Raw genomic sequence first — 14,063 nt, forward strand, 5'->3', positions numbered from 1 at the left:
GGGACACTGACAAGAAATCCGCATTCGACATGCGATTTTTCCGCATCCGTCCCGCGCACGGCTTATCCTAAGATAGTCTGTGAGACCATTCACAGAGGGCGTGTGGGCCTGAAACTCAAGGAGGAGACGATGAATCAAGCGGAGTCGATTCTGGCAGCTGTCGGCGGTTGGGACAATATCAGCACGATCGAAGCATGCATCACCCGTATTCGCCTGGAGGTTCGTGACGACGAAAAGGTTGACGACAATGCTTTACGCGAAGCCGGAGCATTCGACGTCATCACCGTCGGCGACCACGTTCAGGTTGTCATGGGACCCCAAACTGAAGACCTCGTCGAAGAAATTGAGAAACTTCGATGAGCATCGAGATCGCCTGCCCCGTTTCCGGTGAAGTCACGGACTTATCCTCCGTTTCTGACCCGGTGTTCGCCCAGGGAATCGTCGGTCCAGGAACCGCTATTTATCCTGCGCGTGGAGGGACCGTTGTCAGAGCGTTAGCTCCGTTGGGCGGACGAGTTGTCACGATGCACCCGCATGCTTTTGTTGTCGAGTCACCCGACGGAGTTCGCGTCCTCGTCCACCTGGGGATCGACACCGTGAAGCTCCGCGGAGAAGGATTCACTCCCCTCGTGTCGGTAGGTGACGAGGTGCGTGTCGGCGACATTCTCATCCGCTGGGATATCACTGCCGCCCGAGACGCAGAACTTGATCTCGTGGTCCCCGTCATCGTTCTTGACATCGGGGATCGCGAAGTCACGCCGCTGGTGTGGCCGGGAACGCCCGCTCTCGAGGGCGGTCCCCTCTTGCGCCTGTCGTAATCCTCAAGAGCAGACGCTCGTCCTCGTTCCCATACTTACAGGGACGAGGACGAGCGCCGCCTATTCCCCAGGATGCCGCCTCGTGTGCGGTTAGCCAGACCCACGTCGCTGATCACGAGCGCACGTCCACCAACGCGGACTCAGTGCACGCGATCGTTGAGCACAGTGAACAGCGCTCCCAGGCGTTCATTCGTTGCCAGGTCGTCAACGGAAATTTCCACCCCATCGGGACCACACAGGGGTACGCACCAATTGGGATATTCCAAATGAGTTCCCGGCATGTTCTGAGGTCGAGTGTCCCCCACTGCGTCAACGAGAGAGGCAACAACGAGACGCGCCGGAGACTGCGCGACATAGGCATAAAGAGCTTCAAGAACATCTCGGTCCGTGGGATTTTCACCAATCAGGCCGTAGTCGCGTAGGCGCTGGACCGTCAGTTCCATCTCACGGCGATCCGCAGCTCGCACAGATTCCACATCGTCAACAAGCAGCCCCAACTCATCACGGAGCGTCGTCTGAATACCATTGATATACCCTGCGGTTGGCGGTAGATCGTGAATACTCACTGCCGCGAGACACTGCTGACGGTAATGATGCGGTTCCTTCGGCATCCCGGATTCGTCTTTCTCAAACCACACGACCGAGGTGGCTAACACACCGCGGTCCTTCAGGTAGTCACGCACCCACGGTTCCACGACCCCCAGGTCTTCGCCGACAACAAGAGCACCTGCGCGCTGGGCTTCAAGAAGAACGACTCCGACCATCGCCTCATGGTCGTAATAGACGTAGGTCCCTTCCTTTGCCGACTTCCCAGCGGGAATCCACCAGAGGCGGAAAAGACCAAGAATGTGGTCGATACGCACGGCCCCCGCACTCGACAAAGCTGTTCGCACCATGTCTCGAATGGGTGCGTATCCCGCCTGTGCCAGCGATGTTGGCGACCACGGAGGTTGCGACCAATTCTGCCCCTGCTGGGAATACATGTCGGGCGGAGCCCCAACGGTCATTGACGAGGCAAAATACTCTGGATGCGCCCACAGCTCCGATCCGTAACCGTGGACACCAACAGCCAGGTCAGTCATCACACCGATGTCCATGCCAACACTGGATGCAACGCGTTGAGCTTCGGCAAGCTGAGCCGAAACGATCCACTGGCACCACTGCCAGAAGGTCACGCGCTCGGCAAGCGCTTGTTCCAGTTCACGCACGCGCGGCGAATCAACGCGCGCAAGATCTGGTGGAAGCTCAAGAGAACCCGAGTGTTCGACAAGAGCTGACCACAGCGCGAAACGAGCAAGATCCTCGCCTCCAACCTCGACAAAGTAACGGAACTCTGCTTCGCGGTGATACGAACGCGGCTGAGCAAAAATCTCTTCAAGAACGGGAAGCTTCGCTGCCCATGACCGGTCACGATCAATGAGGGTGAACTCCTGAGAGCTCGGCTGAGTTCCCTCGTGCAGCAAGCGAGCGCGCTCACGTGCTGCGTCGCTGAGTCCAGCGAACTCTGGAATCGTTTCGGGTCTGATGTAGAGCGGATTCACCCAGCGACGCGACACCGGAAGATACGGAGAATTTTCCAGCGGTGGAATCGGAGTCGATGCGTGCACAGGATTGATCAGAAGGAAATCCGCCCCGCGATCTGCGCTCAGTGCCACGAGGTTAGCCAGGTCCTCGCTGTCGCCAACACCCCACGAACCGGACGACCGCGTTGAATACAGCTGGGCATTGACACCCCAGACTCGTCGATCACCGTTGAGTAAGCGATGCGTCAGGGCATAGGGAACAACAATGAGGGTTGCCGTTGCATTTTGTCCCCCCTCAATTGTTGCCTCAAGGTGATGCCATCCGAGAGGAAGATCGGAGGGAACTTGGAATGTTGCGCGCCCAACCAATTCGCCCTCAATCCATTGGGGCTCAACCCAGCGATCCAGTTGCGGGCACTGGCCCGACCGGCCATCTTCTGTGATCCAGCGCAGCGTCACCCACTGTCCATGAGGAACGTGAATTGGCACTTCCTGGTGAAGCCCCTGACGTATGACAACGGTCGGAGGGATCACTGTTCTCCACGGACGCTCCTGAGCCAACTTCAGGGCCTGCTGCACATCGGCAACCGTTGATTCAGGCGAAATCGGCTCACCCAATGCCTGAAGGACACTGATCAGTGAGTCGGCGGCGACCTCGACATAGTTGCCGTACCAGTCCCAATAGCCGGTGGCCACTCGATTGATGTCCGCAAGTTGACGCAGCTGATCAACGGCGTCACGTGCGGGGGCGCTCATTTCCACGGCCACTCTCCCATTCGTCTTTGAGGGGGCTAAGGCTCCTCATTCTATTGCGCGAAGCCCAATCCTTAGGGAGGCTCACGCGAGGAATGAGACAGGGCAACACGGTTTTCACCGCGTCAACGCGTGAAGGGGCATTCGCGTTCAGACAGCGACGCGATTCTTCAGGCGGAGGATCAATCCCTCAGCCAATGAGTCAGAGTGAGTTCCCGCAATAATTTGGACGACGCTGCCTGAGCGAACAACCGCAAGGACCTCAGGAATCCTCAGCCTCGTTTCGTCAACGAGCCGCTGGTCAATGACTTCAACCCGCACGCGCATGGCGCAAGGTTCAACGTCTTTGATGTTTCGGGGACCGCCCAGAGCGATCATGAGAGACTCACAGATGTCCACACTCGCTCCTTCCGCGGTTCGTTCTGGTTGTCACATGGGTTCATTACGTGTCGATGCCGCCCGGAATGCCTTCGGACTTTCCGGTTAGCGCTATATCGCGGTTGTACCGCTGTACCGCGCCGTCACCTCGATCGCAGATTGTTTCGCACAAACCAACGCGTGAGGGCTAGCGCACGGGCACGTCACAACCACCGCAGCGGTTTGCGACGCGGCTCACATGGTATATCTCTCATCCAATGTTTGCAAAAGAAGCCTCAGTAACATGGACATTAAAGGCAGCACCGACGTGATCGGGCCGCTTGAACATGATCAGATAAGAAAACATGAAAGTATATATTCATGACCCGACCGATCCCCGTTCCTGTCATTTCCGATGAGCCCTTCGCCTCGGTGTTACGGATCCTCAGTCTGACTCCTGATTCGTCATACGACGATGTTTTCACCGCACATTCTCTGCCCCAGGTTCGCCGAGTCTACGGCGGCCAAGTGATTGCCCAGGCCCTTCTTGCCGCCGGAGCAACGATCGAAGACCCGCAACGACTCCCCCATTCTCTTCACGCGTACTTTATGCGCGGAGGCAACCCGAATGCGACCTTCGAGCTCCAGGTCGAGCGCCTGCGCGACGGTCGTTCGTTTTCATCCCGGCGGGTATCGTGCCGCCAAGACAATGGGGAGTTACTTTCACTCATGGCGTCATACCAGGGGAAAGAAACAGCTCTTGAGTACGAGGGAGTTGCCCTTGAGGTCCCTGCCCCCGAGGAATTGACGTCCGCACTGGCGATATTCCGGGCGATGGATCATCCCGTAGGAAAGTTCCTTGGAAAGACCACGGCTTTCGATGTCCGTCATGTTCAAGATGATCTGTACACTCAGCCAGATCCCACTCGATCCAACAGGCAGCAACTGTGGATGTGTCCGCGAGCAGAAGTACCACGCGGAACGAGCCAGCATGTTCACCGTGCTTTGCTTGCATACGTCGTTGACCAGGTGATGTTTGAGCCCGCGATGCGGGTATTGGGGTTGTCGTGGATGACACCCGGAATGTCAGCGGCTTCTTTGGATCATGCGATGTGGTTTCACCGTGACGTCGACATCAACGAATGGTTGCTCTACGACGGTGAATGCTCAAACGTCAACAATGGTCGCACGCTGTGCCGAGTCCGTATCTTCACGCGTTCAGGCATTCTTGTTGCCGAGGCCGAGCAGCAGGGCATGCTTCGTGTTCCCCACGGAACTCAGCACGGCAGCGGCCGCTGGGGATTCGGCGTTGACGAAAAGACCGGAGAAGTGCAGATCGGAGCGGCGTAAGCAGATTGACCGATTCGACACGCCCGTACCAGATACGCCATGCCCCGCAGGCTCGCTGCCTGCGGGGCATGGGTGTTCCACAGATCGCTGATCGAAAACATTCTTCGATCAGAACAGAGTGTCTTAGTCGCGAGTGAGCTTCCGGTGGGTCACGCGATGCGGAGTTGCAGCATCGACACCCAGACGCTCCACCTTGTTCTTCTCATACGACTCGAAGTTCCCTTCGAACCAGTACCACTTCGACGGCTCGTCCTCGGTCCCCTCCCACGCGAGGATGTGCGTAGCGATGCGGTCAAGGAACCAACGATCGTGAGTGACAACGACAGCGCAGCCAGGGAACTGCAGAAGCGCATTTTCCAAAGACCCCAACGTTTCAACATCAAGGTCGTTTGTTGGCTCGTCCAGGAGCAGCAAGTTGCCGCCCTGCTTGAGGGTGAGCGCCAGATTGAGTCGGTTGCGTTCACCACCCGACAGCACACCCGCTGGCTTTTGCTGATCCGGCCCCTTGAAACCAAAGGCTGAGACGTAGGCACGCGACGGCATTTCCACCTGCCCAACCTGAATGTAATCGAGGCCGTCGGAGACAACTTCCCACAGCGTTTTATCGGGGTCAATACCCGCGCGAGACTGGTCGACGTAGCTGATCTTCACGGTCTCACCGATCTTGAGATCACCACCATCGAGCGGTTCCAATCCGACGATCGTCTTGAACAGCGTTGTCTTGCCCACACCATTCGGACCGATGACACCGACGATGCCGTTGCGTGGCAAAGAGAACGACAGTCCATCAATGAGGACGCGGTCTCCAAAGCCCTTCTTGAGGTCAGCGGCTTCGATCACCACGGATCCCAGGCGCGGCCCCGGCGGGATCTGAATTTCCTCGAAATCCAGCTTGCGTGTGCGCTCAGCCTCGGCTGCCATTTCCTCGTAGCGTTCCAGACGCGCTTTGGACTTTGCCTGACGTCCCTTCGGATTCGACCGCACCCACTCAAGTTCGTCTTTGAGGCGCTTGGCGAGCTTCGCGTCTTTTTGCCCCTGGATTTGGAGGCGCTTCTGCTTGGTCTCCAAGTAGGTCGAGTAGTTGCCTTCATATGGGTAGAGGTGCCCACGGTCAACTTCAGCGATCCATCCGGCAACATGGTCAAGGAAGTAACGGTCGTGGGTCACGGCGATCACCGCACCGGGATATGACGCCAGGTGTTTTTCCAACCACAGCACGGATTCAGCATCCAGGTGGTTGGTCGGTTCGTCGAGGAGCAGCAAGTCGGGTGCTTCGATGAGGAGCTTGCACAAAGCGACGCGACGTCGTTCACCACCGGAAAGGACAGACACGGGGGTGTCCGCCGGCGGGCAGCGCAGAGCGTCCATCGCCTGCTCAAGCTGAGAGTCGATATCCCATGCGTTCAGCGTGTCGATCTCGGTCTGAAGTTTGCCCATTTCCTCCATGAGAGCATCGAAGTCTGCATCCGGATTCGCCATTTCCTCAGAGATTTCATTGAATCGTTGAAGTTTGGCGAAGGTATCTGCGGCACCGAACCGCACGTTCTCAATAACGGTCTTCGTGTCATCGAGGACGGGTTCCTGCATGAGGATTCCGACCGTGTATCCGGGGGTCAGGCGTGCTTCCCCGTTGCTCGGCTCGTCAAGACCAGCCATGATTTTGAGGATCGAGGACTTTCCAGCACCGTTAGGACCGACCATGCCGATCTTCGCATCCGGGTAGAAAGACATCGAAACATCGTCGAGGATGACTTTGTCGCCAATGGCCTTGCGGGCCTTGATCATTTGGTAAATAAACTCCGCCACTGTTCTCCGTTCGGGGTTGTTTGCGGGTAGCTCACTGCGCACGCGCGCATGTCCTCTCCATGCTAGGACACGAGGACGCGCCTCGTCGCCTCGATGTTACAGAAACCGCGTCAGGTTCGACATCTTCACCCTCCCTGAGTTCCCCAAAGTCGCAGCAGCGGGTGCATACCACCATTGCCGATAAACCCAAGGGGATTCATGCCCTACGCGTCATAGACAAATTCGGATGATTCCTCGCCGGACCCCCGGATCTCCTCCGAGGGTGCGGGCACGTCACAACCCTCGTCATTGCCAGACACAAGCACGCTCACTGAATCCACCACGTTCGGATCTCGAGGAACGCCAGGTTCTGACTCATCGAAATGCAGTGCTCCGGACTCGATCAGAGCATCATCCCCCTCGTCACAGGAGCTCACGCCCCCCGGCAAGGACGCGACCTCCACAGCGGTGTTCACCGAATGATCCGAGGACGTGTTCGCATCGTCGGATTCGGCATGCTTGCGTGTTGAGAGATTCGCTGTGAACCGCGTTTTCCCCTTCGTCAGGTCGTGGCCTACCGTTTGGGCGTTAATTGTTAGCTCCGCCCTGGCGTTACCTTCCCGATCGGTCCACCCGGAAGCAACGGGACGACCAACGACGACAACGGGATCGCCTTTGACCAGTGATGGAACAAGGTTTTCTGCGAGCCTGTCCCACGCCGATACCGAGTACCATCGCGTCCGTTCCTCGACGAATTCCCCGGAATCCGTGATTCGCCAACGCGGAACCGCAAGACGAAAACGGGCGATGAGCTGGCCCGACTGTGTCCGATAGATTTTCAGCTGTGTCCCTACTCGGCCACGCAGCGTCATTGTTGTGTCGTTCATTGGTGACTCCTTCAGTCGATCAGATTGTTCCGATGAACCAACAATGAACGGGCCAGCAAGAAAAAGCGAGGGCCGCCGCTGTGCCTGTGGATAGCGAGCGGCGACCCAGATCACGCGGAGTGTCGCGATCTAAACCTCGGCTTTGCCGACCTGCGTAATACCCAGGGCAACGACCTCGCTGGCAATGCGCGCGGCGTCGTTGAGTGCGACGGGCTCGGAGGGGAACAGCACGCGCCGGTAGTATTCGAGCTCCTGGATGGATTCACGGATGTCGGCGAGCGCTCGATGCCCCCCGTGCTTTTCTGGCGATGCATTAAATGCTGCCGGATACCACCGTTTAGCCAGCTCTTTCACAGATGAAACATCAATGAGACGGTAATGCAGATGGTCAATCACCGAAGGCATGTTGGCCTCAAGGAACACTTTGTCCGTTCCCACGGAATTTCCCGCCAGCAGCGCTTTCCCCTTGGCGGGAACAAAACCTTTGATGTAGTCCAGGACCTGTGTTGTTGCCTCATCCATTGTCAGACCATCGGCAAGATCATCCAACAGCCCAGACGTCGTGTGCATATTGCGCACGAAGTCGTTCATATGGGCGAGGCCGGCCTCGGTGGGTTTGATGAGTACGTCAATCCCCGGATCAAGAATGTTTAAGTTACCGTCAGTAACAACTACCGCTACCTCAATGAGGTCATCCTTTTCAACATCAAGGCCGGTCATTTCACAGTCGATCCACACCAGGGGATCTTTCACTTTCGTAGTCACGCGCCCATTCTAGTCACCTCCACCTTTGGGCCGGCATCCCTCGATAGTGACGAGGACGAGGCCGTCACTCACCGACATACCGGCACCTGCGGGCGTGGTGATGCGGGTTGCGCCAGAAACTCTCAGGCAGGCTGCATTCACCGGCACCTGAACGTAGTGACGCAAGTCTTATACACCCCTCATCTGCGAATAGACCGTCAGCTCACGGGATCCTTGTCGTCGCGTGCATCCGTGGTCACGGTACGAAATCTTCTTCCTGAGCACGCGTTCGTCCTCGTACAATTTTGTCAATCGCCTACAAGGGAAGTTTCACTCATGTCGCTCACGCCGCACTCATCGCAGGAAAGCACGGACTCGTCCTCGTTAATGACACCGCAGAATAACGGTGAGCACAGGACTCAACCAGAGGACATTGCCCGGGCAGCGGATGTTCTTGACGGCGTGGTTCGCAGAACATCGCTTGACCGATCCGAACGGCTGACCGACGAATTGGGCACACCGATTCTTCTTAAACGCGAAGACCAGCAAAAGTGTCGGTCCTTCAAGGTCAGGGGCGCGTACGCTCGAATGGCGCAGCTGAGCCCATCAGAGAAACAGCGCGGCGTGATCTGCGCATCTGCGGGAAACCATGCGCAGGGTGTGGCGTACGCGTGCGCGCACCTGGAAGTTCACGGGACAATCTATCTTCCGTCAAATACTCCGCGACAAAAACGCAACCGCATTGCAACGATCGGCGGAAACTGGGTGGAGCAGGTCATCGTCGACGGAACATTTGATAAAGCAAACGCCCTCGCACAGGAAGCGGCACGAGTATCTGGCCGCACCTACATTCACCCGTACGACGATCCGATGACCATCGCAGGGCAGGGAACAATCGCGGTTGAACTCCTTGAACAGATGCCACCAGACACCGCCGCTGTACTTGTTCCCGTGGGCGGCGGCGGACTGATCGCAGGGATCTCCACGTGGATTCACGCGCAGCGACCCGATGTCAAGGTCATCGGTGTTGAGCCTCAAGGCGCCCCATCAATGCGGGCCGCAATCGATGCCGGAATGCCCGTCACACTCGACACGATTGATCCCTTCGTTGACGGCACCGCCGTTGGAACCGCCGGGACCCTTCCCTTCGATGCAGCCATGCATTACGTCGATGACATCCTCGTTGTGCCAGAAGGCGCAGTGTGCACTGAGATGCTTGAGCTGTACCAGTCCGACGGGGTCATCGCTGAACCTGCTGGCGCCCTGACGTCGACGGCTGCTCGCATGTTCTTTGCTACCCCAAAGGAACGTCGCAGACGTCTGGGACTGGAAACCGGCGCAATCATCTGCCTGGTGTCGGGAGGGAACAACGACCTCACGCGCTATGCGGAAGTCATGGAGCGTTCTCTTCGTCACGAGGGTCTGCGGCATTACTTCCTCGTCACTTTCCCTCAGCGTCCCGGTGCTCTGCGCCTGTTCCTTGAGGAAGTCCTTGGTCCGAACGACGACATCGTTCACTTCGAATACACGAAGAAGAACAACCGTGAGTCCGGGCCCGCCCTCGTTGGCATTGATATTGCAACAAAAGAGGACATCGACGGGCTTCGTCGGCGTATGGATGATTCTCCCCTGCACGTGGAGGAACTTGAGGCAGATTCAGAGATTTTCCGCCTTCTTGTCTAGGACGACGTCCAGTTACAGAATCTCAGAATCCGAACAACCGTTTGACACCGGAGAGTTCGGGACGGAAAACTACTACCCATGACTGCTTTCGTGAACGACATGTGCCGCCCCATGTGCGGCGATATGCGTGCACGAATGTGTATGTGATTGACGCCCTCAGCCCTGTCAATCACGGCCGCTGATTAGAACGCCTCATCAAGGCTCGCGGCCCCGAAAATCCGGATACTCTCTCATGTCGCTTGAAATCTTTTCCTTCCAGGTTCGCAACCTCCTCGCTCACACAGTTTCCGTGGACGCCCAGTGCCGTCCTGTGTGCGGCGATGAGCGTGCGCGAATGTGTATGTGATTGACAATCCCCGCCCCGTCAATCCTTAGCCGCAACACGTCCCCGTGTAGGGCGTCCTCGTTAATGAACTCACCCGAGGGCCGCGGCACATACACGAACTGGAAAACTCTCATGACACTCATCAACACCTCCTCCTCGTCCTTAGCCGCCACCATCGACGACACCCCCACGTCCTTCGACGATTTCCTCAAAGTCCTCTCTGGTCTGTCGTTGACGTCAAATGTCATCGAAATCGACGTTGATCGCCAAAGGGTGACGATTGATGGAAAATCCGCGGGACTGTGCGCAAAGGAAATTGAGCTGCTGACGTATCTGGCTGCTCGGGCCGATCACGCGGTCTCACGCGCCGAACTGTTCGCCACGGTGTGGAGTGGTTCGGAGCTGGGTGATGATTCACGCACCGTCGACGCGCATATCCGTCGCCTCCGCAAGAAGCTGAGCATTGCTCCTGACTTGATCTCCACTGTTCGCGGCCAGGGATACCGCCTGAACTCGGCGCCGAGCATTCACGTGCTGGCAACGCCTGTTCACGCGCTGGCTGCGTAGTGCGTCGTTCCCCGGAAGGATTGATCGACGCACGCTGCAGGTGGTTGCGTCGCGCACGGAAACTTGGGGACGCCAAGACTGATGACGGTCCCAGTTTTGGATTCTGAACACGTGTCCAGTCACGTGTCCATTTTCGGTAAAAAGCCCGGAATATCAGCGACTTTTCGTTGACATTCCGGGCTTTTGGTACCCCCGACAGGACTCGAACCTGCAACCTCGGGATTAGAAGGCCCTTGCTCTATCCATTGAGCTACGGAGGCATCGCGCTGCCGCATCACAACTAAGCCTACTGACTCCTGCGCTCTCTGCCCAAAAATTTAGGGGAAAGTCACCCCACATTCGAGATCTCTTCAAGGTTTTCACTACGAAAGGGGCATGCCGAGACTACTTGCCACACGGCGATCAATCTCCGGGGGCGTGCGCGTACACGACGGTGCCGCGGATCAGCAAGACGGGGGAAAGATGTCGATGTGGTGGACATGCTCGACTGAGCATCCCGCTGAGTGAGTTGCTTCTATTGACCCGCAGGTTGCAACCTGGTTGACCAGTGTGAGCACAGTGAGTGCAGTGCTTCAAACAGCCCCGGTACGTGAAGCAGCAAGACCGCGGAAAAGAGAGAGAAGAGCCTGTAGGCTCTTTGTCCTACAGACCCACCTCGGCTCATGATGGGAGACCTTGTCCCCACCTTCCAGCACGTCGATACTATCGCCAACGACGTGCTTTCACCAGAGAGAAACGCCTCTGCCCTTTCGGAGAGAAGCCACCGATACATCATCCTCGTCCAACGGTAGGCCTAGCGATACCCATACATTGCCGCAGCTCTCTGCAAAAAACTTCAGGGAAAGTTACGCACCGATCAGACTGCCGTCAACGTGGCGCGATCAGGAGACTTTCCTTCGATCTCTTTCATTAGAAATGAAAAAATAAAGAAAATATGATACCTGAGGCTGTTCACATTCAGAGATGGGTTAGAAATATCTCTTGTCAGGATATGCACTCTGAGATTAGTCTCACATGTGTGAGAGGTGTTCTCATATTCATCGATGGAATGACTTCAAGGGCGAAGAATGATAGGCAGGAGAATAGCTGCGTTCGCAATGATCGTGGCACTGAGTGCAACAAGTTTCCTCGCAGAAACTCGTGCGTTTGCGGCACCCGTGACGTGTGAAGCTCATAAGGTCAGTCAAAATGTGATGAAGTCCTTGTGCTTGTATTCAACCCCGGGGAACAGTCACTATGCAGAGGCTCGCCTCCAGTTTGATGGATACGCGGCATATCGCCATTCAGATACTGCACCTATGGGCATCGAGAGTATCTCCAGAGTGTTTCATGGTGGATATATTTCGCAGGGGCCTTGGCCGGTGGTTGTCCGGTGATGAAACAACGCATAGTTTGGGCACTATGGCTTCCATTGATGCTGATTCTTTCGGCGTGTGGTGGGGCAGATGCCCCTTCCCCACCACACGGGGAAGGGTGGGAATCTAAACTTCAAGCGCTTAAGCAACAGGATATTTCTGAATTTGCTCAAAGAGTTTTCGAAGACAATGTCATCACAGAACAAGAGGCTGCCGAAGCGCGTGCCATCTATGTGGAGTGTGTGAATGCTTCTGGAAAATTAGTAGCAAGAAGTATAGCTGATGGAGGATATGAATTTACAGGTCCTGCAATAGATGATACGGATGAGTATCGGCGCATTGTTGATGAGTGTTATCAAGAGACCTCAAGCGGGTTAGTGACCATGTATTTTAATTCGATGCGTCAGAATCCTGATAATATCGATAATTACGAGTTGACTGCGTATTGCCTGGTCAAGCATCGTGTTGTCGAGCCCTCATATTCCGGTTCTGACTACGAAAACGATCTTGAGCGTTATTTCCGTGAAGGAAAAAAGGTAGAGGGCGGAATTGTAGCTGCTCTCACTTTCGTTGACAAAGAACGAGGTCCTGAGGTATACGAGCGATGCACGTCAATGACTGCTCCAGAAATTCTCGCACTTCCATAGATCCCCAATAGAAGAGGGCGAATCTCATCCTCGCTTCGCTGAGCTCCCACTTCAACGATCACCGCATGGCGGCCTAGGCTTTCGGCCTCGTGGCACGCTGACCAAGAAGGTGCGCAAGCAGTGGGAACAGCAGGACGGACGCGCCGCCGGCTGCCACAAGGAGCGAACCGATGTCGGACGGCATGATCTTGCCCGCAACGGCAACTTCTGTCACCGCAACAATGATCGGCAGACCCGATGCGGCATAAAGCCCCAGTCGGGCAGAATCACTCCATCCCATGCGCTGAACCGAACCGATGGTGCGCTCGGCGATCATCACCGGGACCCCGCGAGCCACAAGAATCGCTGCGACAAAGAAAAGGAGCATCCACGGTTGTTTGATGACCGCGTCCAGCGAGATCGTCATTCCAGATGTCACGAAGAAGATCGGAATGAGGAACGAGAAACCCAGAGTTCTCAGTTCCTTTTCCACGAGCGTGAAGTTCACGGGGGCGAGGGCGCGCACAATAATGCCCGCAGTGAATGCCCCGAGCACAATGTCAAGATCAAGGACTGACGACAACGCCATGAGGCCGGTCAGGATGAAGATGACGACACGCATGAGTGTTTTCGAGGGCGTTTGCGATCCCATGAGAATCACTCGTCCCATAGCTGGATGGCGCAGGATGAACCGTGTGGGAACGACGATCGCTACGGCCGTGGTGATGACGAAAATCAACAAAATAACTGTGGATAATCCCGGATCACGCGACGATAGGAGAATCGACATTGCGAGAACGGGAGCCAACTCACCAATTGCTCCGTGAATGAGGACAGCGTTGCCCATCGGTTGACCGATGAGTTTCTCCTCGATGAGGATCGGCAGCAACGTCCCCAACGCCGTTGATGTCAAAGCGATCCCCAGGGCAATTGACGAGGCAAACTTCGTTGGTGGCACAACCGCGTAGGCAACACCTGTCGCAACGGCACAGCAGACCAGCCAGACGCCAATCGCTACACGACCCGGTTTCGCACGAACCTGTGACACGTTGATTTCGGTTCCCGCAATGAGGAAAAGCATTCCCATGCCGACTTCGCGGAATAGGTCGATCGAATGGGAGACTTCGGCAATACCGCAACCGGAGGGCCCGATGACCACGCCGAGGATCAGGAGCCACACGACGTCGGGAATGCGTTTATGCGTCGCTGCGGCGAGCAGTGGCGCAAGGACAGCCGCGGAGGCGATGAAGAACAGAGAGAGCATGTCGGACTTCGGCACTCCCTCATTAA

Annotated in this window: 13 protein-coding genes and 1 tRNA gene; 6 read left to right on the forward strand and 8 right to left on the reverse strand. The window is 56.5% G+C overall.

The window, feature by feature from the left end; all coding sequences use genetic code 11:
- The first annotated feature begins 129 nt into the window (after positions 1 to 129).
- Complete coding sequence (locus G7Y41_RS05535; RefSeq protein ID WP_165215211.1) at positions 130 to 360, forward strand: PTS sugar transporter subunit IIB; 231 nt, start codon at positions 130 to 132, stop codon at positions 358 to 360.
- Positions 357 to 818, forward strand: coding sequence for a PTS sugar transporter subunit IIA (locus G7Y41_RS05540; protein WP_165315428.1), 462 nt, complete (start codon positions 357 to 359; stop codon positions 816 to 818). The genes G7Y41_RS05535 and G7Y41_RS05540 overlap by 4 nt, the downstream gene beginning before the upstream one ends.
- Before the next feature lie 140 nt (positions 819 to 958).
- On the opposite strand, the gene malQ is transcribed toward G7Y41_RS05540, so the two are convergent.
- A complete protein-coding gene (gene malQ, locus G7Y41_RS05545) occupies positions 959 to 3,103 on the reverse strand; it encodes a 4-alpha-glucanotransferase (protein WP_165315429.1) in 2,145 nt (714 codons plus the stop codon).
- A gap of 141 nt (positions 3,104 to 3,244) precedes the next feature.
- On the reverse strand, positions 3,245 to 3,493 hold the full coding sequence (locus tag G7Y41_RS05550) for a PTS sugar transporter subunit IIB (protein ID WP_165215223.1): 249 nt from the start codon (positions 3,491 to 3,493) through the stop codon (positions 3,245 to 3,247).
- A gap of 339 nt (positions 3,494 to 3,832) precedes the next feature.
- Between G7Y41_RS05550 and G7Y41_RS05555 the strand changes: the two genes are divergently transcribed.
- Positions 3,833 to 4,801: an acyl-CoA thioesterase gene (locus G7Y41_RS05555; protein ID WP_165215227.1), complete on the forward strand. Its 969-nt coding sequence runs from the start codon at positions 3,833 to 3,835 to the stop codon at positions 4,799 to 4,801.
- Between the two features lie 123 nt (positions 4,802 to 4,924).
- On the opposite strand, the gene ettA is transcribed toward G7Y41_RS05555, so the two are convergent.
- The 4 genes from ettA to G7Y41_RS05575 form a co-directional block, all read right to left on the reverse strand.
- On the reverse strand, positions 4,925 to 6,607 hold the full coding sequence (ettA, locus tag G7Y41_RS05560; protein ID WP_165315430.1) for an energy-dependent translational throttle protein EttA: 1,683 nt from the start codon (positions 6,605 to 6,607) through the stop codon (positions 4,925 to 4,927).
- A 203-nt stretch (positions 6,608 to 6,810) separates the two neighbouring features.
- Positions 6,811 to 7,473, reverse strand: a complete 663-nt coding sequence (locus G7Y41_RS05565) for a single-stranded DNA-binding protein (RefSeq protein WP_165315431.1) — start codon at positions 7,471 to 7,473, stop codon at positions 6,811 to 6,813.
- A 129-nt stretch (positions 7,474 to 7,602) separates the two neighbouring features.
- Positions 7,603 to 8,238 (reverse strand): oligoribonuclease, encoded by a 636-nt coding sequence (gene orn / locus G7Y41_RS05570; RefSeq protein WP_269207938.1) that lies wholly within the window; start codon positions 8,236 to 8,238, stop codon positions 7,603 to 7,605.
- 9 nt (positions 8,239 to 8,247) lie between these two features.
- Positions 8,248 to 8,403: a hypothetical protein gene (locus tag G7Y41_RS05575; RefSeq protein ID WP_165315432.1), complete on the reverse strand. Its 156-nt coding sequence runs from the start codon at positions 8,401 to 8,403 to the stop codon at positions 8,248 to 8,250.
- A 201-nt stretch (positions 8,404 to 8,604) separates the two neighbouring features.
- Here G7Y41_RS05575 and ilvA point away from each other — a divergent pair, with 201 nt between their 5' ends.
- Together ilvA and G7Y41_RS05585 are read left to right on the forward strand one after the other, a co-directional pair.
- The gene (ilvA, locus tag G7Y41_RS05580; RefSeq protein WP_165315460.1) at positions 8,605 to 9,900 is read left to right on the forward strand and encodes a threonine ammonia-lyase IlvA; all 1,296 of its coding nucleotides are present in this window, start codon (positions 8,605 to 8,607) and stop codon (positions 9,898 to 9,900) included.
- Positions 9,901 to 10,357: 457 nt separating this feature from the next.
- Positions 10,358 to 10,792 carry a winged helix-turn-helix domain-containing protein gene (locus G7Y41_RS05585; RefSeq protein WP_165215240.1) on the forward strand — a complete coding sequence of 145 codons (435 nt, stop codon included), beginning with the start codon at positions 10,358 to 10,360 and terminating at the stop codon, positions 10,790 to 10,792.
- 184 nt (positions 10,793 to 10,976) lie between these two features.
- On the opposite strand, the gene G7Y41_RS05590 is transcribed toward G7Y41_RS05585, so the two are convergent.
- Positions 10,977 to 11,052: transfer RNA gene (locus G7Y41_RS05590), tRNA-Arg, on the reverse strand.
- Between the two features lie 1,112 nt (positions 11,053 to 12,164).
- Here G7Y41_RS05590 and G7Y41_RS05595 point away from each other — a divergent pair.
- A complete protein-coding gene (locus G7Y41_RS05595) occupies positions 12,165 to 12,794 on the forward strand; it encodes a hypothetical protein (RefSeq protein ID WP_165315433.1) in 630 nt (209 codons plus the stop codon).
- A gap of 73 nt (positions 12,795 to 12,867) precedes the next feature.
- Here the strand turns inward: G7Y41_RS05595 and G7Y41_RS05600 are convergent, their stop codons facing one another.
- Positions 12,868 to 14,052 (reverse strand): cation:proton antiporter, encoded by a 1,185-nt coding sequence (locus G7Y41_RS05600; protein ID WP_231367238.1) that lies wholly within the window; start codon positions 14,050 to 14,052, stop codon positions 12,868 to 12,870.
- Positions 14,053 to 14,063 lie beyond the last annotated feature (11 nt).

The organism is Schaalia sp. ZJ405 (assembly GCF_011038885.2).
Taxonomy (GTDB): Bacteria; Actinomycetota; Actinomycetes; order Actinomycetales; family Actinomycetaceae; genus Pauljensenia.